Annotated in this window: 24 protein-coding genes; 4 read left to right on the forward strand and 20 right to left on the reverse strand. The window is 47.5% G+C overall.

Annotated elements, in window-relative coordinates:
• Positions 1 to 3: 3 nt before the first annotated feature.
• The 13 genes from K300_RS0101385 to hemE all read right to left on the reverse strand — a co-directional run bounded on the left by K300_RS0101385 (position 4) and on the right by hemE (position 12,860).
• Positions 4 to 1,884 carry an acetate--CoA ligase gene (locus tag K300_RS0101385; RefSeq protein ID WP_022849872.1) on the reverse strand — a complete coding sequence of 627 codons (1,881 nt, stop codon included), beginning with the start codon at positions 1,882 to 1,884 and terminating at the stop codon, positions 4 to 6.
• An 85-nt stretch (positions 1,885 to 1,969) separates the two neighbouring features.
• On the reverse strand, positions 1,970 to 3,847 hold the full coding sequence (locus K300_RS0101390; RefSeq protein ID WP_022849873.1) for a putative nucleotidyltransferase substrate binding domain-containing protein: 1,878 nt from the start codon (positions 3,845 to 3,847) through the stop codon (positions 1,970 to 1,972).
• Positions 3,841 to 4,071 (reverse strand): hypothetical protein, encoded by a 231-nt coding sequence (locus tag K300_RS0101395; protein ID WP_022849874.1) that lies wholly within the window; start codon positions 4,069 to 4,071, stop codon positions 3,841 to 3,843. The genes K300_RS0101390 and K300_RS0101395 overlap by 7 nt, the downstream gene beginning before the upstream one ends.
• A 119-nt stretch (positions 4,072 to 4,190) precedes the next feature.
• Entirely contained in the window at positions 4,191 to 5,834 is a 1,644-nt protein-coding gene (locus K300_RS0101400; protein WP_022849875.1) for a sodium/solute symporter, read from the reverse strand.
• Positions 5,835 to 5,844: 10 nt separating this feature from the next.
• Entirely contained in the window at positions 5,845 to 6,144 is a 300-nt protein-coding gene (locus K300_RS14155; protein ID WP_022849876.1) for a DUF4212 domain-containing protein, read from the reverse strand.
• A gap of 980 nt (positions 6,145 to 7,124) precedes the next feature.
• Positions 7,125 to 7,580, reverse strand: coding sequence for a hypothetical protein (locus tag K300_RS0101410; RefSeq protein ID WP_022849877.1), 456 nt, complete (start codon positions 7,578 to 7,580; stop codon positions 7,125 to 7,127).
• Between the two features lie 13 nt (positions 7,581 to 7,593).
• Complete coding sequence (locus K300_RS0101415; RefSeq protein ID WP_022849878.1) at positions 7,594 to 8,436, reverse strand: HDOD domain-containing protein; 843 nt, start codon at positions 8,434 to 8,436, stop codon at positions 7,594 to 7,596.
• A complete protein-coding gene (locus K300_RS0101420; RefSeq protein WP_022849879.1) occupies positions 8,436 to 9,047 on the reverse strand; it encodes a hypothetical protein in 612 nt (203 codons plus the stop codon). The genes K300_RS0101415 and K300_RS0101420 overlap by 1 nt, the downstream gene beginning before the upstream one ends.
• Positions 9,048 to 9,065: 18 nt before the next feature.
• On the reverse strand, positions 9,066 to 9,461 hold the full coding sequence (locus tag K300_RS0101425; protein WP_022849880.1) for a hypothetical protein: 396 nt from the start codon (positions 9,459 to 9,461) through the stop codon (positions 9,066 to 9,068).
• Entirely contained in the window at positions 9,449 to 10,018 is a 570-nt protein-coding gene (locus K300_RS0101430; RefSeq protein ID WP_022849881.1) for a UbiX family flavin prenyltransferase, read from the reverse strand. The genes K300_RS0101425 and K300_RS0101430 overlap by 13 nt, the downstream gene beginning before the upstream one ends.
• Before the next feature lie 3 nt (positions 10,019 to 10,021).
• Entirely contained in the window at positions 10,022 to 10,882 is an 861-nt protein-coding gene (locus K300_RS0101435) for a UbiA-like polyprenyltransferase (protein ID WP_022849882.1), read from the reverse strand.
• 8 nt (positions 10,883 to 10,890) lie between these two features.
• Positions 10,891 to 11,847 carry a ferrochelatase gene (gene hemH, locus K300_RS0101440; RefSeq protein ID WP_022849883.1) on the reverse strand — a complete coding sequence of 319 codons (957 nt, stop codon included), beginning with the start codon at positions 11,845 to 11,847 and terminating at the stop codon, positions 10,891 to 10,893.
• Positions 11,848 to 11,849: 2 nt separating this feature from the next.
• Positions 11,850 to 12,860, reverse strand: a complete 1,011-nt coding sequence (hemE, locus tag K300_RS0101445) for a uroporphyrinogen decarboxylase (RefSeq protein WP_022849884.1) — start codon at positions 12,858 to 12,860, stop codon at positions 11,850 to 11,852.
• Positions 12,861 to 13,032: 172 nt separating this feature from the next.
• Here hemE and serA point away from each other — a divergent pair, with 172 nt between their 5' ends.
• From serA to K300_RS16650, 4 genes are all read left to right on the forward strand, one after another.
• Complete coding sequence (gene serA, locus K300_RS0101450; RefSeq protein ID WP_022849885.1) at positions 13,033 to 14,655, forward strand: phosphoglycerate dehydrogenase; 1,623 nt, start codon at positions 13,033 to 13,035, stop codon at positions 14,653 to 14,655.
• Positions 14,652 to 15,056: a secondary thiamine-phosphate synthase enzyme YjbQ gene (locus K300_RS0101455; RefSeq protein WP_022849886.1), complete on the forward strand. Its 405-nt coding sequence runs from the start codon at positions 14,652 to 14,654 to the stop codon at positions 15,054 to 15,056. Before serA ends, K300_RS0101455 begins: the two co-directional genes overlap by 4 nt.
• A gap of 801 nt (positions 15,057 to 15,857) precedes the next feature.
• Positions 15,858 to 15,989, forward strand: coding sequence for a hypothetical protein (locus K300_RS17025; protein WP_022849887.1), 132 nt, complete (start codon positions 15,858 to 15,860; stop codon positions 15,987 to 15,989).
• A 501-nt stretch (positions 15,990 to 16,490) separates the two neighbouring features.
• Positions 16,491 to 16,628, forward strand: a complete 138-nt coding sequence (locus tag K300_RS16650) for a hypothetical protein (protein ID WP_022849888.1) — start codon at positions 16,491 to 16,493, stop codon at positions 16,626 to 16,628.
• Between the two features lie 39 nt (positions 16,629 to 16,667).
• On the opposite strand, the gene K300_RS0101470 is transcribed toward K300_RS16650, so the two are convergent.
• The 7 genes from K300_RS0101470 to K300_RS0101505 form a co-directional block, all read right to left on the reverse strand.
• Positions 16,668 to 17,495, reverse strand: coding sequence for an MBL fold metallo-hydrolase (locus K300_RS0101470; protein WP_022849889.1), 828 nt, complete (start codon positions 17,493 to 17,495; stop codon positions 16,668 to 16,670).
• Between the two features lie 89 nt (positions 17,496 to 17,584).
• The gene (gene glnA, locus K300_RS0101475; RefSeq protein WP_022849890.1) at positions 17,585 to 18,997 is read right to left on the reverse strand and encodes a type I glutamate--ammonia ligase; all 1,413 of its coding nucleotides are present in this window, start codon (positions 18,995 to 18,997) and stop codon (positions 17,585 to 17,587) included.
• A gap of 35 nt (positions 18,998 to 19,032) precedes the next feature.
• Complete coding sequence (locus K300_RS0101480) at positions 19,033 to 19,371, reverse strand: P-II family nitrogen regulator (protein ID WP_022849891.1); 339 nt, start codon at positions 19,369 to 19,371, stop codon at positions 19,033 to 19,035.
• A gap of 251 nt (positions 19,372 to 19,622) precedes the next feature.
• The gene (locus K300_RS0101490; RefSeq protein WP_022849892.1) at positions 19,623 to 20,297 is read right to left on the reverse strand and encodes a hypothetical protein; all 675 of its coding nucleotides are present in this window, start codon (positions 20,295 to 20,297) and stop codon (positions 19,623 to 19,625) included.
• The gene (locus tag K300_RS0101495; protein ID WP_026836232.1) at positions 20,294 to 21,274 is read right to left on the reverse strand and encodes an MlaD family protein; all 981 of its coding nucleotides are present in this window, start codon (positions 21,272 to 21,274) and stop codon (positions 20,294 to 20,296) included. The genes K300_RS0101490 and K300_RS0101495 overlap by 4 nt, the downstream gene beginning before the upstream one ends.
• A gap of 20 nt (positions 21,275 to 21,294) precedes the next feature.
• On the reverse strand, positions 21,295 to 21,813 hold the full coding sequence (locus K300_RS0101500) for a P-loop NTPase family protein (protein WP_022849894.1): 519 nt from the start codon (positions 21,811 to 21,813) through the stop codon (positions 21,295 to 21,297).
• Positions 21,810 to 22,598 (reverse strand): MlaE family ABC transporter permease, encoded by a 789-nt coding sequence (locus K300_RS0101505; protein ID WP_022849895.1) that lies wholly within the window; start codon positions 22,596 to 22,598, stop codon positions 21,810 to 21,812. Before K300_RS0101505 ends, K300_RS0101500 begins: the two co-directional genes overlap by 4 nt.
• Positions 22,599 to 22,662 lie beyond the last annotated feature (64 nt).

The raw sequence follows: 22,662 nt of genomic DNA on the forward strand, positions 1-22,662 counted from the left end.
CAGCTACATCTGCATGGCTATGTCTTTCAACAGGTCTCTTAATATCACACCATCGGGTGATTTGGGAAGAGTTCTTGTAAATCTTATTTCGCTGGGGAGTGCAACCTCCCCGATCTCTTCGATTATCCTCTCCCTGAGCTCTCGCACTGTGGTGTCATGGTAGCTTTCGTCCACCTCCTTCTTGAGGACAGAGAAAACTATAAGCGCATCCCCCCTTTTTTCATCGGGAATGCTTACAACGGCGCAGTCGTTGACGTTTTCATGGGTTTTGATCGCCTCCTCAATCTCAATAAGGCTTAAACGCTTGCCATCCACATGGAGTACATCGTCCAGCCGCCCTTTGAGTGTGAGGTTTCCTTCCTCATCAAGCTCTGCGCCGTCACCTGTTTTAAAGTATGTAACATCATTATGGGTTTTCCAGTAGATTTTTTTATAGGTGTTCTTGTCACCGTATATTGTGCGGCAGAGTGGAGGGAAGGGTTTGTCCATCATCAGAGCTCCCTGGGTGTTTGGTTCCTCAACCGTGTTCCCTGTGGTGCTGTTGACCAGCTTAATGGGAACACCGGGAATAGGCTGGGCCACTGTTCCGGTTTTTGCACATATAAAGCCGGGCAGTGCGGAAGAGAGTGCACCGCCAGCCTCTGTTATGGAGTATATATCGAACATTACAGCCCTGTATGATGCGAGATTCTTAGCTGACCATTCACGCAGATCGTCATCCATCCTTTCACCACCCGTTGCGATAAGCTCAAGGGTGTCCAGCTTGCGGAATTTCTTCTTTTTCTGGGCGGCGTTCATGAGCGTTTTCAGGATGGACGGGCGTGTGTATATCTTATTTACAGAGAACTTGTCACATACATCATAGAAGCGCTCGGCATTATCCATGTCGATAGTGTCTTCGAATATGAGAACGGTATCTCCAGCCATCAGAGGGCCATAGACCACATAGGAGTGCCCTGTGATCCATGCTATATCTGCAGTACACCAGAAGGTGTCCGTATCCTTGGCATCGAACAGGAGAAGGTATGTGTAGTATGCCCAGAGGAGGAAGCCGGCAACGGGGAACACCAGGGCCTTGGGTTCCTTTAGGTTTGTGGATGTATAGAGCATGAACATCGGATCCTCAGCGTCCAGAATTTCAAAATCCATACGCTTTGCATCGGAAAAATGCTCATGGCTGATGAGATCGTGGAACCAGATATCTCGTATAGGCTTCATGTGAACACGTTTGGAAACACGCTCTACAACTATACAGTGTCTAGGTTCATACCCTGTTATCTCGAGAGCCGAATCGAGCTTGTTTTTAAGCTTCTGTTCGTTCCCTGTGAGGGCTCCGTCCGAGGTGAAAATTATCTTGGGTTCACAGTCCTTTATCCTGTCTGCGAGGGAATCGGTGGAGTAGCTGATGTGGTAGACGATATGAACAGCGCCGAGCTTCACACAGGCGAGCATTGCTATAATTAGTTCTGGTATGTTAGGTAGATGCAGAAGAACCCTGTCCCCCTTCTTAACACCCAGCTTGCGAAGGGCGGAGGCTAATTTTACCACCTCTGTATAAAGTGACTGGTAGGTATAAACCATCTGAGAGTGGTCCGCACCTTTCCAGATAAGAGCCGCCTTATTCATCTTGGTTGTGCCCAGATGCTTGCGGAGAATATTCTTTACCGGGTAGAGCTTACCCCCTTCGTAGAACCTGAAATTGTTCCCACTGCCGGAGAATGTTTTGGTAAAGTTCTCTTCCCAAAGGAGATAATTTTCAGCTATGTATTTATGCACAGCCTCGTGATCCTTTGATAGCTCAAGAAGCCTGTCATACTCATCCTTTGTTATGGCTTCACGGGGAAAATTCTTGCAAACCTCATATAGTCTATTGTCGAGCACCATGATTCACCTCTGTAGGATGTTAATAAAATAACACGATTGTTTAACGTAGGGCAACAGGAAAAGGGTAAATTATAAAGCCTTGATACTAAAAGGGGGAGCCGCTGAAATAACGGAGACCAGTGGAGAGGAATTTAGATATTTGCGATAGTGCGTTTTTGAGCTTTTCCTGATTATATAACGACAGTTTATGGGGGTCCACGAATTTATCCGGCTGTTTCCCCTCCTTGGCCATCTCAATCTGGTTGCTCAGGAGTATATCGGTAACAACCTCGTATGCGTTCTGGATATTGTCGTGGGTCTCTTCGCTGAGGACATGGGCCCTTGCTAGGTGTTCCATCCTTTCGATGGTGTTAAGATCCTGCTGACCTTTAAAGAGGCTGAACGCCCTTGTTACATCTACAATGAAGGAGAGGGCAGCACGCTTAAGGTTTATCATCCCCTTATGCTCACCCTCCTTCTCTACGATGAATTTGCCGAAGATGGAGCGGGGTATCTTAAGCCCTGCGTCGCTTTGGAGCATCTGGAGGAGGAAGGCGGGCTTCTTTGATATCTTGTCGAGGATAAACTGTCTCAGCTCCCAAACCAGCCTGTCTTCACCCACCAGCGTTGTGAGGTCGAATATAATGGACGACCATCGTATACCCTTTTCGCCGGGGTTGTCTATCCAGTCACCTATGAGCTCCTTCCATTCGCTGAGGGTGTTGGCCATCTCTTCGTTTGTGACCATAATACCGCCTTTGCAGTACTCATAGCCAACGTAGTCAAGGTTGTCGGAGAAATGAACTGCGAACTCATTGAGAGAAGCTCTATCCTCTTCGCTTATGCTGTCGGGGAAAACGTATCCGTTATCCTGATCGGGATCGAGCATAGCCTCCTTTCTGGCGGCACTCCCCATTACGATAATAGCGTGCTTAATTGTGCGGATATCCTTGCCCGTTTTTTCGAGGAACTGCTCCGCAGTGACATCGTATAGTTTTTTCATGATGTTTATGTGCATGGACGAGATGATGGGGAGTATCTCTGATGTCATCTTGGAGCTGTTCATGAGGCTTTCTGCTGTTCTATAGAGCGAACGGAAGTTCTCCCTTAGATCGTCAACGCTTTCGGCTTCATCTATACTGGTGGCGTATATGGATGAATCGCTGAAAAGTATCCTGAGGATATCCTTACTTGAGATGATGCCTATGGGTTCATCGTTTTTAACAGCCACGGCGTAGTCCTGATTCTTCTTGCGCATCTCGTGAAGGGTTGATACGAGTGGAAATTCCGGAGGTACAGCCACCGGGTCGTCATTCACGTACCGCTCAAGCTCCGGTCTGTTCAGGCTCTCTTCGAAGTTGTTGAAAAACTTATGTATAACGTTTTTAGATGTGAGTATCCCTGCAATCTTGTTTCTGTCATCCACTGCGACGAGGGAGCCTATCCTGTGGTTTGACATAACCTGACATGCGTCCACTATGGTTGTGGAGCAGTTCACCTTCATAACAGGTGATGTCATGTATGTTCCTACGGACTTGTAGGTTGAATGTAGTATCGAATCCGTTTTGTGTCCGCTGAGATTGTTGAGCCGGTCTATGATAAGCTGTTGGAGCTTCTCCTTGAAGTCTTCGTAATCGCTCATAAGCTTATATATGCAGACTTCGGGGAAGAAGATAAGCGTTGAATCATCAACGCATTTGGCAGTTACTGTGTATCTTGATTTAGCAAGAAAGGTGGATAGTCCGATAAAATCGCCGGGGGAGAGGGTAACCTCGCCATGTTCATAGTCTGCGGCAAGGCTCACCTTCCCTTCGGCAAGCATATAAAGACCTTTTTGATAGGCTTCGTTCTTATGGAAGATAACGTCACCGCTCTCCAGAGCTATAAGCTGGGAGTTTCCTGTGACCATCTCAAGCCTTTCGAGGTCCACACCCCGAAAGAGGAAGAAATTCTGTAAGAGATCGATAATCTCTTTGTTCAGCATGCAGTAACTTCTTTAAGCTGTCTTTTCAGGCGTTTTACCTGATAGTCCATGAATATGGCAAATCCGAAGGAGAGGAGGCTTATAAGCATCAGCTCGCCGACGTGGGTGAAGATGTTTCTGGTGGTGAGTATATCTGCCAGCATACACATGAGAGCTAGGCCCACAGCGAGGTTGCCGAGTATTTTCCTGATTTTTATAGACTTTTCAATCTTTGCGGTATCCATTATGGCACCTCCGTATTTAACTAATGATAATGTAAAACGCTATTTTAGCAACATTAATTGAGATTAAAAAAGAGGGGGAGCAAGCTCCCCCTCCAAACGCTCATTTAAGAGAAGGGTGGTTAATCTTTAATACTGTGCATAGCCCTGATAACTTCGTTTCCGGAAGCTATGTCTTCATCCGTTACCATGCCCGCCGTAGCGTTGGAGACGATGATATTCGTGATGAAGTTAAGGGGTGCGAGTATGAGTGCCGAACTTGTCGCAGGCATAATTCCCGTGGAGCTGAAGAAGGGCACTTCGTTGATCCAGCCGATCATTGCAACAACTGCACCGATGAGACCCACAAGCATACCTGCCATTGCGCCGTACTTGGTGGACTTACCATACCAAACACCAAGAACGATGGCGGGGAATATCGAGGAGCCTGCGATGGCGAAGGCCATTGCAACTATCTGTGCGATAAGGGCTGGTGGTTTAAGGGCTGTGATAATAACACAGCATACGAGTACAGCTGTGAAAACACGAGCTGCAAGGAGCTTCTCTTTCTCGGAGGAATCGGGTCTGAAGATGGTAGCGTACCAGTCGTGGGCGATAGCCGCCGCACCTGCAACCATAAGACCTGCAACCGTAGAGAGACCTGCCGCAAGGGCACCCGATGCGAGATAACCCATGAAGAAGAGACCAAGCCCTGCACGCTCAGGTGCGGAGAGGATGATAACGTCTGCAACGGGCTTACCGCCGGCGGGGTTGAAGAACTGACCAAGCGCCGCATATGCGGGGGATGACCAGTACAGGATACCGATGAAGAAAAGTCCCCATACAACTGACTTTCTTGCCACCTCTTCGTCAGTAACTGTGTAGAAACGTACGAGGATGTGGGGAAGGCCTGCTGTACCAACCATAAGGGTGAATGCGAGTGCGAAGAACTGATAGAAAGTTCCGTGGTGCCAGGGAGTGGTGTAGTTCTGAGCCCACTCTCCGCCGCCGCCCTGACCCTGAATAAGGCCGCCGGTGATGATCTGGCCGTATTCGATCTGGGGGAGGATTCCGGGGGAGCCTATCTCGCCGCCAATCTTGTTGAAGATGATGAAAAGCGGAAGAAGGAAACCTGTAATAAGTACCACGTACTGGATCTGCTGGTTCTTGGTAACACCTTTCTGGCCGGACATAAGCATGTAGACAAGTACGATACCGGCTGCAAAGAAAACTGAACCCACATAACCCATACCGAATATCCATCCGGAGATGAGTGCGATACCCTTGAACTGTGCAGTGGAGTATGTGATAGCGATGATAACGGTTACAACCGCAGTGATAAGACGGATACCGTGTGAGTTGTATCTGTCGCCGAGGAACTCGGGGATGGTGAACTTACCGAATCTGCGGAGCTGGGTAGCTGTAAGACAGAGCAGCAGAACGTATCCGCCTGTCCAACCGATGATGTAGCCGAGGCCAAAAAAGCCCTTAAGATAAAGAAGACCGGCAACGCCCATGAAAGACGCGGCACTCATCCAGTCGGAAGCGATAGCCATTCCGTTACCAACAGAGCCGATGTTTCTTTCGGCCACCCAGTAACCTTCTGTTGTTTTAACCTTCATCATCCAGCCTACTGTGAGGTAGAGGCCGATGAAGGCAACCATGATGATTGCGGGAACGAGTTTGAAGCCTTTCTCAAGCTCGAAAAGCTCTTCACCTGCTGCTAAAGCAGTGCCCGTAACCGCCATAAGAGCCAGTATAAGAGTAGGGATAAAAAACTTTCTCATAGACATCTCCTTAATGGGCAGCTTTGGTGAACTTGTTAAAAAGAATTACAAAAAGACCACAAAGAAGAACGAATCCTATAGTGGTTCCCTGAGCCACAAGCCAGTAGTGAAGAGGGAAGCCGAGGAACGAAGCTTCTGTGAGGGGGCCGATACCTCTCTCATCGCCGGTAAGCTTAATAAGAAAGGGTGTTGTCATCCATACGAATGCCCAAAGCACGATAACGATGGTGGCTGCTTTTACCTCCGCCTTAACGTGCGCCCTTTTGGGACTGAAGAAAGAAACATCCAAAATCTTTTCCTTCTCTGCCATAGTAACCTCCTTATAGTGTTTACTACCTTGATCAGTTAACTTATAAATTCTCGGTTAACTGCTTTCTTGAAATGAATAATAGTATACCGTTTTATAATTGTCAACTGCAATAAATCGCATTTGGCGGGGGTTTTGTATACAATCTTGTTGGTTATGTGTCTCAAACCCTCATAAAATCAATAATGTGTTCTCTTTTATTGATGGAATAAAAAGTTTAAGAAAATTTAATTCCTAATCAATAGGGGGTTTGAATTTAACAGTATATATTCTGTATTTGACATTATATTAAATTTTGTAAGGGATCTGAAAATCTGGATACAAAGGTATTTGGATAATTTTTACTTTTTACATAGCCGCTTATGAAGCTATAGGAAACGAGCTGACGTTAAAAATGTGTCGGGTTAACAAGAGATCTTATATATTAACCCCGGATCAAAATACGGCTCATTCATTCATCTCCACTCCTGTGAAAAGCGAATACTGTATACAGTATCCAGTGAAAATATAAATATGTTCTATGAGGCCGATTATAACAACTATGCCATATGTTTACGGGTTATATTACTGTTGCTTATGCTGTCTGTTAGTCAGAGGAGGAGAAACGCAGTGAGCAGGAGTCCAGAATGGTGATCGGTCAGCATATCTGGTATCAATGTAAAGTAAACATTTTAAGATATGCATAAAGCCTATCCAGGACGGTGGTCTGAAGAACAGGGGGCTCAGGAGTGTGAACCACGGGTGAAAGTGTTTCGCTGTAGCAACTTTCCCCTCCCATGCTAATAGAGGAGGTTGAGCAGCTGGTGTCAGTTTTTTGCCCCTGTTATCGTATAATACTAATCTTATCACTTGATATCGGATAATGCCCGGTAAATCGTGATTATTATTTGGTTAATTGAATAGGCATACATTCGAGAGGAGGGAAAAGAAAAAGCGGCTCCCTGAGAAGCCGCCTGCCGATTTATAATTATGGTCTATGAAATCTATTTGCCAAGTAAGAGGGTTATTTCTCCACTTATGTTTTCCCGTGGGGGAGGGGGGGTTGCCGTGTTCGTTTCCGGATTAAGAAAACGCTGTTCATCGGATGGTGTGAAATCATATTTGAGGACTATACGCTTGGTCTGCTGATCCGGTATAGTCAGGCGGAATTCCTTCACACGCATCATCTTAAGGCTTCCCAGGTTAACGTATTTGTGGGACTTTTTGCTGAACCTGCCAAGGTCGCAGCACTCGGTGACCTCAAAGGAGAGGTTGTTCATATACACCCTTCCCACGTTCTTTACGCTGGCCATGATAACGGTGGAATCCCCTACCTTAGCCACGTTGTAAAAAAGCCTGAAATACTCATCCCTTACGGAGTATGTATAGTCCTCATTAAGCTGATTGCCGGTGCGAAAATCGAACTTCTCACCGATGCATCCGCTGATTACAAGGAGCATCACTGCAAGGAGACTAAACCTTAAAAAGCTCTTTCTCCTTTTCGAAAATATCGAGCAGTGTTGATTCGATTTCATCTGCGTCCTCCTCTGTCAGATCAAGGTGCTCCATGGAGCGGTTAAACTTCTCTTCATCGTAATGGTTGTTGATTCCGATATGCTTAGACTTTATAAGGTTGTTTGCGAAGCAAATCAGATGTGCCAGTGTTTCGTTGGAGCTTTTTTCCGGCTCATGGTGCCACCGTACAACGTCCACAAAAACAGCGGGCATTTCCCATTTCTCAAGGGCGAGACCGCCCACCTCTGTATGGTCGAAGCCGAGTTTTTCACTCTCAAGCTCACGCAGATCAAGCTCTTTGTTGTAGGCCTCTGCCACAATGCTCTCGTACTCCTGAACCTCTTTGCCCAGTATAAGCTGCCCGAGATCGTGGAGCAGGCCGAGTATGAAGCACTGCTCGGCAAGTTTTTTATCAACTCTGAGAGCAGTGAGTCTGGCGGTGATAGCCGTTGTGAGTGAATGCTCCCAAAGCTTCTGCTCGAGAAGACGCAGGTTTCCGGAGCCGTAGAGGCTCTTTGAGCTGAGGGATATAACAAGGTCTTTAACTGTGTTCATTCCCAGATAGGTTATAGCCTGTTTGAGCGTTGTTATCTGGTTCGAAGGATTGTAGAGGCCGGAGTTTGCAAGCCTCAGGATCTCCGTTGTGAGCCCCATATCCTTTGATATGCAGTGCACAAGGTCTGTTACATGGAACTCCTGATCCTTGAGGATCTGGATAACCTTGAATGCAGTCTGCGGGATAGGGGGGAAATCCCTAATCGAATCCAGTATCTTTTTCAGTGTGTCGCTGTCTGTAACCATCAAGGCTTCTCCGGTTTGTTTTCTTCCTCTTCCTCTTCGTTCTTTTCGAGGGGTATTGAATCCGCTGAGAGAGCCTTCTGCTTATTTAGCTCCTCTCCGGGTGCGGGTATATCCCCAAGTGTTGCTTTCAACTCTTCTATTTCGCTGTTTTTGTCTTCGATCTCTTTGTCTATGGAGGTTATCATGGTGAATTCAGGCTCCACAAGGTCTGCATCCAGCTTTCCGTCCTTAATGAGTTCAAGGACACGGTTGCCGAGGAGTTTAACCCTTTCCTCTTTCTTCTTGCGGAGTGAGACAACCTCAAGCTTAACCCGGGTTACCTTGGCGAATCGGAAGATCTCTTCCTTACCTTTGCCGAGGCTGTCCATGAACCAGTCGCCAACCTTTTCACCGGCTGCGGCGGCTTTGGATGCTGCTGAATCCCCGTCCTCCTTTTTATCCTCTTCGGAGGTCTCCTCTGCGGAATCCTCCTTATCTTTGTCTGCTATATTATCCTCGGGCATGTGCATGCCCTCTTCATCCGCTCTTATCTCATCTTCATCTATTACAGCTTCTTCCGGCTTCTGTTCCTCTTTCTGAACGTTCTCTTCATTCTTTTTTTCGTTGTCCATAGCATTCCTCCTGAATTATCAGCGGGTAATTGTTTCTATTCTCATGTGCTGAAAGTAAATGATCCCAAACAGCACAAGGTTTATAAGTATCGAAAGCACAAGAGCAGTATACATCCAAACGGGGGGCTTTGCCCTCTTTTCTTCTCTTTTACCCGGTGCAAAAGGCGTATCATCTATCCTCATCCAAGGCGTATAGCGTGAGCATATACTATCCCCTGACAGGAACCGCCCCTTTTTCACCCCGAGTTTGACATCCTCAACCGCCAGATCGCTTATAACCAGTCCTCCGGCTGTTCGAATATCATCCTTTCTCATGGTGTAGGGTCTTTTGCACCCCGGGCAGGCGGCCTTTCTGCCCAAAATGACATAAAGGTCTATGCCGCAGTGTTTGCAGACAGCCTTTATCCTTCCCATCTGTCAAAAAGCTCATGTTCTATATTGAGTATATCAAATAATTTCCCTGTCATAAAGGAGGCGAGGTCATCTAAATTTTGGGGATTATGATAAAACCCCGGTGCGGCGGGCATTACAACCGCTCCGGCTCTGGAAAGTTTAAGCAGGTTTTCTAGGTGTATATCGTTCAAAGGGGTTTCCCGGAACATTACGACAAGATCACGCCGCTCCTTCATGGCCACATCCGCACATCTCTCTATAAGGTTTGAACTGACCCCCGAGGCGATACGCCCCACAGATCCCATGCTGGCGGGTGCTATGACGTAATGATCAACCTTGAAGGAGCCGCTTGAGACGCTGGCGGCGAAGTCACGATAGTCATAAATCTCTGCATCAAAACGGTTTTTAAGCCATTCTTCGGAGGCATCCTCACCGGTCTCGAGGCGTATGTTTGTATACCCGTCCGGTGTTACGCAGACATGAAGCTCTGTATCATCCCTGCGGGAGAGCTCCTCGGCGGTTTTGAGGCCGTAAAGCGCACCGCTCGCTCCGGTTATTCCGAGAAAAACCTTTCGCAAAACCTAACCTCCGGATATGAAGAATACGTCCAGTGCCGTAAAGATGAACACTGTAAGACTAATGTAAGCGTTAAGGTTGAAGAAAGCCATACCGAGTTTGGAAAGATCTTCAGGTTTCAGGAGCCTGTGTTCGTATACCATGATGGCGCCGGATATGAGGATCCCCGCAAAATATAGCCAACCAAGGCCGAAGTAATACTTTGTATAAAGAAAGAGGAGAAAGGCCGCCATATGCATTATGCGGGCAAGGATAAGCGAACCCTCAATGCCCAGATAGCGTGGGATCGAGTGGAGTCCCTCTTTACGATCAAAATCGATGTCCTGACATGCGTAGATGATATCGAAGCCAGCCACCCATGCCATTACACCAAGCCCCAAAAGTACTATTCCGAAGCTAACATCACCGCGAACAGCGACCCATGCACCAATGGGAGCAATGCCGAGGGCGACGCCTAGGACGATGTGGCAGAGGGCGGTGAACCTCTTTGTGTAGGAATACAGGATAAATATCAACAACGGTATGGGTGAGAGTATCAGACAGAGCGGGTTCAGCATCCAGGCGGCAAAGAGGTATACACCGAAGCTTATCACCGTATAGAGCGTTGCCTCACCCATGCTTATCTTTCCCGAAGGTATATCACGTCCAGCTGTACGGGGATTCTTGGCGTCTATTTTGGCATCTGCAATCCTGTTAAAGCCCATGGCGCCGGAGCGTGCACCGAGAACGGCTACGCATATCCATACAACGGTCATTACAGATGGGAGCCCGTCCGCAGCAAGGAGCATCCCTGTAAAGGCGAAGGGGAGGGCGAAGAGCGTATGCTCCACCTTTATCATGTTCAGAAATGTTTTCAGTTTTTCCATAGGTCTCCCTATACGTTTTCTAAAACGCTCAGGAGAGCTTCGGCGAAATCATCCGAATCGTTGAGGCTCTCCGTTCGAACAATATTCATACCACGGTTTTTGAAGTCTGCAAGGTATTCTTCGTCCAGCTCGATGAGAGTTTCGATATGGTCCGAAACGAAAGATATGGGAACCACGATTATATTGTCGATATTAAGCTCGTAGATCCTTTCCAGCTCCTTGTCCGTCTCCGGTCCCAGCCACTTGACGGGGCCGGTTCTGCTCTGGAATGCGGCGGAGTATTTCTCCGTCTTAAGAAGCCCTGTGATATATTCTATCTGCTCACGCAAATGGCGTGTATAGACATCCCCCTTCTTAACAGTGTATTCGGGGAGTGAGTGTGCGGAGAAGAGTATGTGGCACTCCTGTACAGGCTTGCCCAGTCTTTCGGCTGCTTCCTCTATGCGTTTGACAAGGCAGATGTTGTAATCCCTGTTTAGATGCCAGTGGTCTATCCGTTTAAAGTTTCCTTTGAGGTTAACCTTTGGAAGGTGTTCATCGAAGCGCTTGAAACAGAGGCCGCTGGTTGTATAGGAGGCCTGGGGATACATGGTCATCAGGTATACACGGTTGTATTCCCTGCCGTTCAGTTTCTCCAGAGACTCCTCTATATAGGGGTGGTAGTAGCACATCCCTATCTCAACATCGAGTTCTTGCCCCTTGGTATTTGCATACAGCTCCTTCAGCTTATTAAGAACGGAGTCCATATGCCTAAGCTGAGGGGAGGAACCACCCATCTTTTCGTAAAGGGGGGCCACCTTTCTGGAGCGGCTCTTTGCGATTATCCCCGCAAGGATATTCTGGGGGACGGTTCCGATCTTGAAGTCGATGATAGTCCGGTCTGAAAAGAGGTTTTTAAGGAAGGGGCGGATAGCCTCTATGCTGTCCGGCCCTCCCATATACATGGCAAATAGAAGATCCTTCATTGTCAATCAGAGGATTTTACAAGATCCACAAGGTGCTTAACATTCTCAACGGGTGTTTTCGGCATAATGCCGTGGCCGAGGTTGAAGACATGCCCTTTGATGTTTTTGCCCTCTGCGAGGATCTTTTCTGCGTATTTCGTGATCGTCGCCTTGTCCGCAAAGAGGAGGGCGGGATCCATGTTCCCCTGGAGCGTGAATTTGCTGTCCAGAGCCTTGTCCGCCTGCTCAAGGGTTATCTTCCAGTCCACTCCGAGGGCGGAGCAGTTAAGCTGTTTGATAACGGGGTAGAATGAGGAGCTGTCCTTGGCGAAGTATATGAAATGTGCCCCTTCTACGGAGTCCACGACCTGCTTAACATAGGGGTATATGAATTCCTCGTACTCATAGGGGGATACGATTCCCGCCCATGTGTCGAACATCTGAACAACGGGGCAGCCGTTCTTGACTTGCTCCTGAAGGTATGCGGCTGTGCTTTCGGCGAGCTTCTCCATGAGCATGCGGAAAGCCTTCTCCTCATTGTGCATCATCTTTTTAACTTCGAGGAAGTTCTTGGAGCCTTCACCTTCGATCATATAGCATGCAAGGGTGAAGGGTGCGCCGGAGAAGCCTATGAGCGGAACGTTCAGCTTGCTCACCATAAGCTTGATGGCATCCATGATAAACTTGAGATCCTCCGCCGGGTTAACAACCTTCATGCGCTCGGCATCCGCAAGGGTGCGGACGGGGTCTGCTATGTAGGGTGCGGGCTTGAAATCGAGGTTCACACCCATCGGTTCGATGGGTACGAGGATGTCCGAAAAGAGGATGGCTGAATCAAGGCCGAAGGCCTCGATGGGCTGGAGTGTTACCTCGCAGGCTAGTTCGGGGGTTTTGCAGAGCTCAAGGAAGCTTACCCTGCTTCTTATCTCACGGTATTCCGCCATATATCTGCCAGCTTGTCTCATGAGCCATATGGGGGGTCTGCCGCTGTTTTGTCCTTCGAGTGTTCTTATTAGAAGATCGTTAAATGCCATCTGATTACTCCGAAAATAAATTTGTCCCAGTATTATAGATTGTTCCTGCGGATTTTCAAGGATACTATTGCTTACTACCAGCAGTTTTGATAATCTGTCCACTTACTTTCAGTATTTTTGCGGGGAAAAGGAAACTTTCTTAACATTTTTAACTCAGAGGAGAGAAAACTAGATGGCAAATTTCGATGTTCTCATCACCGCACACATATCCGAACAGGGTGTGCGAATCCTTGAGGAGAGCGGCGATATCAATGTAGATATCAAAGCGGACATCAACGCCGAGGATCTTAAGCAGATTATCGGCAACTACGATGCAGTTATAACACGCAGCGGAACCACAGTTACCGAGGATCTGCTTGAGAATCCCGGAAAGCTCAAGATAATCGGGCGTGCTGGTGTGGGTCTTGACAACGTTGATATTGAGGCGGCAAGCAAGAAGGGGATCATTGTAATGAATGCCCCCACAGGAAATACCCTCGCCGCCACAGAGCTTACAATGGGCATGATGCTCGCCGCTGTGCGTAAGATTCCGGCTGCAAACAACTCCGTTAAGCACAAGGAATGGAACCGCAAAAAATTTATGGGTATCCAGCTCTACGGAAGAACCCTCGGTATTGTCGGCCTCGGAAGGATAGGCGGAAACGTTGCTATCCGCTCCAAGAGTTTCGGCATGAAGGTCGTCGCCTTTGACCCCTACATCAAGAAGAGCAGGGCGGAAGGCCTTGGGGTTACCCTTTGTGAGAGCCTGGATGAAGTCCTTGAGCAGGCGGATGTTATCACCTTCCACACTCCGCTCACCGACGAAACCAAAAACATGATCACAAAAGAGCATATCGACAAGATGAAGGATGATGTCGTTATCGTTAACTGCGCCAGAGGGGGGATTGTTAACGAGGACGATCTCTACGATTCTGTTAAATCGGGCAAGGTTTTTTCTGCTGCTGTGGATGTGTTTATGAATGAGCCCCTTGGCGATCATAAACTTCTTGAGCTTGATAACATATTTGTTACCCCCCATATCGGTGCAAACACAAGCGAAGGTCAGCGGGATGTTGCCATACTTATCTGCGAGCAGATCGATAACGCCCTGCACGGACGTTCCTATGAGAATGCCGTTAACATACCTTTTATGAAGTCCCAGCTCAGCATAGAGATGCAGAAATACTTCGAGATGATAGAGCACATGGGGCACCTTGTTGCACAGGTTATCAAGGGAAGGGTGGAGAAGATCGAGGTCACCATGGTCGGCTCCAAGTTCGAGGAGGACTTTTTCGAACGTACCTTCGATATCCCCTTCAACTATCAGCCCTTCACCGTTGCCGCACTAAGGGGATACCTTGAGCACAGTGTTCGTGAGACAGTCTCATACATAAACGCATCCTTCATAGCGAAGGACAGGAACATTGATGTTGTGGAGACAAGAACATCCAGCTACGGCAAGTTCAACGATCTTCTCGTTATAAAGGCCACCACAGACAAAGAGGAGAAGGTTGTCGGAGGAACGGTATTCCCCGACGGTCTCGGCCGTGTGGTTGTCTTCGATGAGTTCTACCTTGATATGGTATCCGAAGGTACATACATATACTTCAAAAACCACGACAAGCCCGGCATCGTCGGAAGGGTTGGTACCGTTCTCGGCGAACACAGCATAAACATCGCAGGCTTCGAGCTCTCCCGTATGAAGGGGGGAATGGCTGTATCATTCGTATCTGTTGACAACGAGGTCAGCAATGAAGCCCTGAAGGATCTTATTGATGTTGATGGAATCGTGGAAGCGAAGGTTGTTAAGTTTTGACAGAAATAATAGTTCAAACATCCTCACGCTCTCAGCTCATTGATATAACAAAAGAGCTTAAGCGTTTGATAAGAAAGAATGAGTGGAAGGACGGCCTTTTGGCCGTCTGGACACCGCACACCACAGCGGCGATCACCGTTAATGAGAATGCGGATCCCGATGTGCCCGCCGATATAACATCTTTCCTGAATAATAAGATCCCGAAAAACTGGGGCTTTTCGCACATGGAAGGGAACTCCGATGCACACATTAAATCAAGCCTTGTGGGTTGCAGTGAGACTATAATGGTCGAGGATGGAAAGATGCTCCTTGGAACATGGCAAGGAATCTTCTTCTGCGAGTTTGATGGTCCACGCAACCGGAAGGTGTGGGTAAAGTTTATTTCTAATATATCTATGTAATTTACCATCCATGGAAATTCCATAGATTAGTAAAGCTAAGATCGCAGGGAACTTTTTAGGGAACAAAGTTCCCCGCACCCCTCAAAAACCCATTTGAAAGATAATTATTAAGGTTGATAAGCAACAGGCTTCCAAGGATGGAAGCCCTGTAGGCGAAAGGAAGAACAGCTCTGCTGATCTGATGTAGCCGGAAGTACGAGAGAGCGGGGTTCCCCAGCTCGAACAACAATGGAATTTCCATGGACGGGAAATTCCATAGATTTAATCGGTAGCTTCAACGTTTACACGTAAGAGAAAACAACGTGAGACGTGAAGCGGTTTTTCGTTAAGCAGGTGACTAGTAGCCAATATTCTGTTTAGCTAATAACCCTCTTAATCTTCCCCGAATGTTTTACAGCCGAATGAACTCTTTTGGAACCGCCCGGAAGTTTTGGCCGCATATGACAGATGAGTTAATATTAAATGTCGAACACTTTAATGTATGAAGTGCGGTTACACTCCTCAGCATCAGCAAAACTTCAGGTGGAAAAAGAGTGAAATGAGGGCACCGCCATCACTTACGAATTTATGAATATAAATGAGTAACAATGGGGGCTGGAAAACCTTGAGGGAAAGGTTTTGCATACTTTTGCGCCAAAAGTATGGCGTGCTTTAGCACGAAACACATAAATTAGTGGCTTATTTCTAATTAGAGCATGGAAGGAAAAGATCGCAAGGAACTTTTTAGGGAACAAAGTTCCCCGCACCCCTCAAAAACTCACATTTTAGATAACTATTAAGGTTGCTACTCAACAGGCTTTCATGGATGAAAGCCCTGTAGGCGTAGCTGAATTGAGCTTTGCACAATTCACGAAGCCGGAAGTAAGCGGAGCGAAGGCTTTGCTGAGCGAAGCGGCAATGGAATTTCCATGGATGGTAAATTCCATAGATTAAATTTGGAACCGCCCGGAAGTTTTGGCCGTACGTGATAGACGAGGTAATCTTAAATATTGAATACATTCATGAATGATATGCGGTTACGCTCCTCAGCATCAGCAAAACTTCAGGTGGAAAAAGAGCGAAATGAGGGCACCGCCATCACTTACGAATTTATGAATATAAATGAGTAACAATGGGGGCTGGAAAACCTTGAGGGAAAGGTTTTGCATACTTTTGCGCCAAAAGTATGGCGTGCTTTAGCACGAAACACATAAATTAGTGGCTAATTTCTAATTAGAGCATGAAAGGAAAAGATCGCAGGGAACTTTTTAGGGAACAAAGTTCCCCGCACCCCTCAAAAACCCATTTGAAAGATAATTATTAAGGTTGATACGCAACAGGCTTCCATGGATGGAAGCCCTGTAGGCGAAAGGAAGAACAGCTTTGCTGGTCTGACGAAGCCGGAAGTAAGCGAAGCGACAGGGAAATTCTCAGGATGATGAATTTCCCAAATACATGGATAGGAACAGTCTGGCTTCCAAGGATGGAAGCCCTGTAGGCGAAAGGAAGAACAGCTTTGCTGGTCTGACGAAGCCGGAAGTAAGCGAAGCGAAGGCTTTGCCGAGCGAAGCGGCAGGGAAATTCTCAGGATGATGAATTTCCCAAATTTAATGGTAAATCCCATAGATTAAATCAGAACTCCGCCACCAGCCCAACCTTTGTCATCTCAACTCGATCTGAGAAGGTCTGTTTAAGCTTAGCATAGGCCGGAATACCGGTACAATGTCCGGTGAGTATTGTGCCAATATCTTCCCCTTTGAGGTAGTCTATTGCCTCTGATATCTGCTCGTCGTTGGCTTTAAAGAGGTGCAGGCCGCCTATGATGCTTGTTATTCTTTTCCCGGGGAAGAGCTTCTGTGCATGGTCCACAAGGTTCATTACGCCGGAGTGGGTGCATCCTGTGAGGATAACGAGCCTTCCTTTGTCTTCAACTGCAAGAAACTGTTCATCCCTGAAGGGGTCTTTGACGGTTTCGCCGTCTATCTCTGCAATCAGTCGCTTATCCGCATCGAAATCGTAGTATCTGGGGATCTGTCCGCAGAGGTAGAATCCGGGTGCGATCTCGGTCTTTTCACTGTTAAGTGAGAGACGGTAAAGCTTAGATACCTCTTCGGGTGTGCTGTCGAAACCTATGAAGGTTGTGCTTCCATCTTTTTCTGTTCGGCAGTGGTTATCGAATATATACTCGTGGGCGTATAAGGTTTTTGCCAGAGGTTTACCCTGCCTGAGAGCCTCAACAAGACCGCCTGCATGATCGTAGTGACCGTGTGTTATAACCGCTGAGTCGAACACTCTGCCCTCAAAGCCGAGTTCCGAGAGGTTGTTCTGGAGGGTTTTACCCTGTCCTGTGTCAAAAAGAAGGGAGTGCCCGTCCTTCTCCACAAGGGCCGCAAAGCCGTGCTCCGCTGTGAGGCCAAGCATATCGACATAGTTATCGCATATAATTGTTATTCTTATCATACTGAATTTTAGCCCGCACTGCAGGTATTATCAAATAAAAAAGGGTGCCCCGAAGGACACCCTTTGAACTGTTTTGATTAATCCTATGCTTAGGAATCGAAGTAGAGAAGGAACTCGTAGGGGTGAGGTCTCATATCCACCTGAGCGATCTCCTCTTCTCTCTTCCACTCGATCCAGCTTGAGATAACGTCTTCAGTGAAAACGTCGCCCTTAAGAAGGAATTCGTGGTCCTTTTCGAGTGCGTTGATAGCTTCCTTAAGTGATGTAGGCATCTGAGGAATGCTAGCAAGCTCGATGGGGTCGAGGTCATAGAGGTTTTTGTCCATGGGCTCGCCGGGATCGATCTTATTCTGGATTCCGTCAAGACCAGCCATCATCATAACGGTGAAGGCGAGGTAGGGGTTACAAGCGGGGTCGGGGAAGCGGATTTCAACACGCTTTGCCTTGGGGGAAGATGAGTACATCGGGATTCTGATGGACGCACTTCTGTTTCTGGAGCTGTAAGCAAGGCTAACGGGTGCTTCGAAACCGGGTACAAGACGCTTGTAGGAGTTAGTGGCAGCGTTTGTGAAGGCTGCGATAGAGGGAGCGTGCTTGATGATACCGCCGATGTAATAGAGAGCCATTTCACTAAGGCCAGCGTACTCATCACCAGCGAAGAGGGGCTGTCCGTCCTTCCAGAGTGACTGGTGAACGTGCATTCCAGTACCGTTGTCGCCGAACATGGGCTTGGGCATGAATGTTGCAGCCTTGCCGTATGCACGGGCAGTGTTCTTAACAACGTACTTGTACTTCATAAGGTTGTCCGCCTGCTCTACGAGGGGAGCGAACCTCATATCGATCTCGCACTGTCCGCCGGAGGCAACTTCGTGGTGGCTGTTTTCGATGGTGAGACCAAGCTCTTCCATGATCATAACCATCTCGCCACGGAGGTTGTAAAGTGTATCAGTGGGGGGGCAGGGGAAGTATCCTTCCTTGGGTCTAACTTTGTAGCCAAGGTTGGGGCCTTCGTCTGCACCTGTATTCCAGTCGCCTTCTACGGAGTCGAAGAAGAAGAAACCTTCGTTCTTTCTGTAGTCGTACTGTATGTTGTCGAAAACAAAGAACTCAGCTTCGGGGCCGAAGAATGCTGTATCGGCGATACCAGTGCTGTTAAGGTATGCGATTGCTTTCTTAGCAACGTTTCTGGGGTCTTTGGTGTAGGGCTCTTTGCTTATGGGGTCGTAGATATTACACATGATAGCGAGTGTGGGGATGTCAGCGTAAGGATCTACAAAAGCTGAGTCGGGATCGGGGAGCAGGATCATATCGGAATTGTTGATCTGCTGCCATCCTCTGATTGAGGATCCGTCAAATCCGAATCCTTCCTCTATTGTTTCCTCATCGATCTGATGCTGGGGTACAGTGGTGTGCTGCCACGTACCGAGGAAATCTACAAATCTAAGGTCAATAAGCTTGATTCCCTGGTCCTTAACAAGCTGCATAAGTTCTTTAGCGGTCATTCAGTCCTCCTGTGTATTTCTGGGGGAAAAGCTCATTACAGAGCCTCTTCACCCGTTTCTCCTGTTCTGATTCTGATAATCTCATCGATGGGCATTATGAATATTTTACCGTCGCCGATCCTGCCTGTTTTTGCGGTTTCCATAATAATATCCACAGCCTGGCTCACCATTTCATCGGGGAGTACGACTTCGATCTTTATTTTGGGTATGAAGTCAATAACGTACTCTGCTCCACGGTAGAGCTCTGTGTGTCCTTTCTGCCGTCCGAAACCCTTAACCTCGGAGATAGTAATACCCCGGATTCCGACTTCGGTAAGCTTTTCCTTAACATCGTCCAGTTTGAACGGTTTGATGATTGCTTCGATTTTTTTCAACGTCTACCTCCGCTTCACACACTAATGCAAACATAATGCCAAAATATGTTTTTCCATAACCGCAGGGCGCTTAAGCGTTATCTTTATACACCCTGGTACTGCGGTTTATACCTGAAATGCCGTTTTTATGAGCTGTTCATAAAAAAATGCGGCCTGAAATGGCTGTCATGCAGGCTGAAGACAGCTGAAAAAAACTGCTGCTCCGTTTATAAAAGAGGAGGTGTGATGGTTAATAATTAATCAGTAGGTGGTTAATTATTATCCAGTTTCAGTTCCAGCAGCCTTGCTCTTTCGAGGAGGTGTTTATTATCCCTGCCTGCCTTCTCATAGATATCAGCCAATAGAATGTTATCCCTAAAAAGGTTCAATGTCCAGCCGTTGTAGCTGTCGATACGGCGGGCTGATTCAAGCATCTCCTCTGCCTTTTTGGTGTCTTTACCGGTGTAATGCCGGGCGAGCATTCTGTATATTCTGCTCGCCGATTCCGGCGGGGTGTCCTCTTTGGATGCGTAACTCTCTAAAGGGGAGGGATTCGATGCATGAAGATCCTTTATGCCGGAGTAGGGCTGGGGGAGCTCTCCGGTTACATTATCCCCGGAGAGGAAGGATATTATTCTCTCCTCCACTGTGCAGTTGTCGAGGGATGCATACTTTGACGCTGAATTGAGCAGCTCATCCTTACCCCGTTTCGCCTCTATGACGTAGCGTCCTATATATACTCTGGATGCGTTGCAGAATGAATCGAGCCTGACAAAGGCATCTACCGATTTATAGAAAGCGAAGTCCGCAGCCTTAAAGCTACCTCTCAAATAGCGTTCCACAAAGCTGCTGTACTCATGTACGGCGCTGTTGTATTCGGGTGATGTCTTCTTGCCCGAGCATGCGATTAAAAAAAGAGCAGCGGATATGACAAGCAGTTTTTTCACGGCAGCCTCAGCTTCTTATCGGTTTCGGGCTTTGATCCGTCATCAAAGGGCCATCTCTGCTGAAGGTTATTCAGCATTATATTTGTGGAGCGAAGTATCTCGTCCGCCTCGGCTCTGATAGCGGTGAGGTTATCGGTACTCTCGGCGATGTCGCCGGTAACTTCGTTTGTATTGTTTATGGCAGGCTGGGCACTCTCCACAGCGGCGTGGATAGCCTCCACACCTTTACGGAACGATTCCACAGCGTTGTTCAGCAGTGTTATGGTTTCATCTGTACGGCTTACCTTGCTGTTCACGTTGCTTACGGTGGAGTTTGCATCGCTAACAGTTTTATCGAGCTTAAGTGATATCTCGTGGATGTTCTCCTGGAGATCCTCCACACGGTTCATGACTGCGGTAACCTCGTTCTTGAGGTAGTCGCTTCGCACAAGGTAGCCTACGGAGCCGGTTTTATTGTGGAGATCATCCCCTACATCCCCGAGGCCGCCGAAGAATTTTTCGAGGTTTTGGTTCTGTTTCTCTACAGTTTCGGTGATGCTGGCGATATTGGCAACGATCTTCTTAAGGTCTTCAATAACGGGCTTTGCCTGCTCCGCTATCTCCTGAAAGCCCCCTTCACGTATGAGGTGGAAGGTTTCCCCCTCTTCGATATCTCCATATTTGCCGGAGCCGCCTGTGAAGACAATGTAGTTGCTTCCGATAACGTTCTGGCTTGTCAGTTTTGCTTCGGAGTCCTTCTTGATCCATTTGGTGTATTTCTTGGGTATGCGGGTGTGCAGAACAACCATGCCGTCATCCCGCAGTTCAACATCATATACCTTTGATATATTAAAGCCGGCGTACTTGATGGGCATGCTCTTGGAGACCCCTTCACCCGATTCGGACATTATATACACTTCTATCTTAGGCACGAAGATGCGCTTCTTAATAAAGAAGGTGACAAGCAGTACTGTTATAAGCAGCAACGCCGTAAGCACAAATATGCCCACCTTGAATTCTAGGTGCCTAAATTTACCTTGAGCCATTCATCAAATCCTGATTCCTTATATTGCAGAAGCTCGTCAAAGAGCTCCCTGTGACTGACATGATCAATAATAACAGCATTATCAAGCTCTTCACAACGTAAAAATTCTCTGAACCTATCCTCGTATTCAGCAGCGTACATCCTGCGGGGGCTTATGATAATAATCCAGCTGGGCCTCAGGTAGCGCACCTGTAGATATTTCACAAGGAAACGCTGATAGTCATCAAGCTGATCGGGGCGGTGGTCCAGGGTGTGTTCGATGCCGAGCCTTCTCAGATCGCTATCTATCATCTTACGCCCCTCCTTCTGGCTCAGGCCGAAATGATAGCTTGAGGGGAGGATCACGTTTTCAAAAACCGAGAGGTTGCCCACAAGTGGGAGGTGGTTTGTAACGATGCCGATACGGACATTCTCTGCCTTTTCCTCAAGGGTATGGAGCCACCTGTCCCGTTCTTCGATACTTTCGTAGAATATGAGTGTATTCGGCTTCATAGATATATCCCCGCAAGGAGCCCGAGGAGCTCAACCATAATAAGTGCATAAAAAAGGCGCATCATGCCCCGAAGAAGAGCTACCGGAATCTCGGTTATGGCGTTTTTAACCTGTGTGGCTGTAAAGATGGGCACGGACATTATAACGTAGCCGATGACAAAAACCTTAATGAGGAATACCACCATATCTCTGAAATCGAGGTTGTCGTAAATGTTTGTTATCATGTAGTCGAAGGACAGCTCCTGAGTGATGCTCAGGATAAGGTAGCCACCCACAACCGTGATGCACACAAAGAAGGTCGAAAGGATCACCATGCTCACCAGACCGGATGCAATTCTGGGGAGATAGAGGTACTCGTAGGGGTCTATCCGCAGCGATTCGAGGGTGTCTATCTGCCTGTGAACCTTCATTAATGATATTTCGGCTATGACAGCCGTTGAGGAACGCAGAGCCAGAAGTATGCCGGTGACAAGGGGTGCAAGCTCCTTAAGAACTATGATCACCATGATACGGCTCACCTGATCAGGTGCACCGAGTATGTCCATCCCCTGCGTAAGTCCGCCTACGAGGATTACTCCAAAAACTAGGGAGACGATGGAATACATCGGCAGGATCTGCACTCCGGTGAAGTATATCTGTCGAATGAACACCAAACTGATGGCAGGATTGAATATTTTCAGCTTCAATGCCACCTTTAGAACATTGGTTGTAAATTTGGTGTAGTCATAAAAGAAGGTTGCGATGTTTATTAAGAAACGCCCCAAGCTTCTGATGATATTTTCCATATTCGGATTATACGTCAACTGTGCGTAAAATCAATTATAACGTTAGTTACGGTTAATAAGGCGT

The sequence above is a fragment of the Limisalsivibrio acetivorans genome (genome assembly GCF_000421105.1).
GTDB classification, from domain to species: Bacteria; Chrysiogenota; Deferribacteres; order Deferribacterales; family Geovibrionaceae; genus Limisalsivibrio; species Limisalsivibrio acetivorans.

Bases quoted from the DNA above. Each gene is read 5' to 3' on its own strand.
- K300_RS0101385 (WP_022849872.1), bottom strand. From the start codon at position 1,884: ATGGTGCTCGACAATAGACTATATGAGGTTTGCAAGAATTTTCCCCGT.
- K300_RS0101390 (WP_022849873.1), bottom strand. From the start codon at position 3,847: ATGCTGAACAAAGAGATTATCGATCTCTTACAGAATTTCTTCCTCTTT.
- K300_RS0101395 (WP_022849874.1), bottom strand. From the start codon at position 4,071: ATGGATACCGCAAAGATTGAAAAGTCTATAAAAATCAGGAAAATACTC.
- K300_RS0101400 (WP_022849875.1), bottom strand. From the start codon at position 5,834: ATGAGAAAGTTTTTTATCCCTACTCTTATACTGGCTCTTATGGCGGTT.
- K300_RS14155 (WP_022849876.1), bottom strand. From the start codon at position 6,144: ATGGCAGAGAAGGAAAAGATTTTGGATGTTTCTTTCTTCAGTCCCAAA.
- K300_RS0101410 (WP_022849877.1), bottom strand. From the start codon at position 7,580: ATGCTCCTTGTAATCAGCGGATGCATCGGTGAGAAGTTCGATTTTCGC.
- K300_RS0101415 (WP_022849878.1), bottom strand. From the start codon at position 8,436: ATGGTTACAGACAGCGACACACTGAAAAAGATACTGGATTCGATTAGG.
- K300_RS0101420 (WP_022849879.1), bottom strand. From the start codon at position 9,047: ATGGACAACGAAAAAAAGAATGAAGAGAACGTTCAGAAAGAGGAACAG.
- K300_RS0101425 (WP_022849880.1), bottom strand. From the start codon at position 9,461: ATGGGAAGGATAAAGGCTGTCTGCAAACACTGCGGCATAGACCTTTAT.
- K300_RS0101435 (WP_022849882.1), bottom strand. From the start codon at position 10,882: ATGGAAAAACTGAAAACATTTCTGAACATGATAAAGGTGGAGCATACG.
- hemH (WP_022849883.1), bottom strand. From the start codon at position 11,847: ATGAAGGATCTTCTATTTGCCATGTATATGGGAGGGCCGGACAGCATA.
- hemE (WP_022849884.1), bottom strand. From the start codon at position 12,860: ATGGCATTTAACGATCTTCTAATAAGAACACTCGAAGGACAAAACAGC.
- serA (WP_022849885.1), top strand. From the start codon at position 13,033: ATGGCAAATTTCGATGTTCTCATCACCGCACACATATCCGAACAGGGT.
- K300_RS17025 (WP_022849887.1), top strand. From the start codon at position 15,858: ATGGATGAAAGCCCTGTAGGCGTAGCTGAATTGAGCTTTGCACAATTC.
- K300_RS16650 (WP_022849888.1), top strand. From the start codon at position 16,491: ATGGATAGGAACAGTCTGGCTTCCAAGGATGGAAGCCCTGTAGGCGAA.
- K300_RS0101470 (WP_022849889.1), bottom strand. From the start codon at position 17,495: ATGATAAGAATAACAATTATATGCGATAACTATGTCGATATGCTTGGC.
- glnA (WP_022849890.1), bottom strand. From the start codon at position 18,997: ATGACCGCTAAAGAACTTATGCAGCTTGTTAAGGACCAGGGAATCAAG.
- K300_RS0101500 (WP_022849894.1), bottom strand. From the start codon at position 21,813: ATGAAGCCGAATACACTCATATTCTACGAAAGTATCGAAGAACGGGAC.
- K300_RS0101505 (WP_022849895.1), bottom strand. From the start codon at position 22,598: ATGGAAAATATCATCAGAAGCTTGGGGCGTTTCTTAATAAACATCGCA.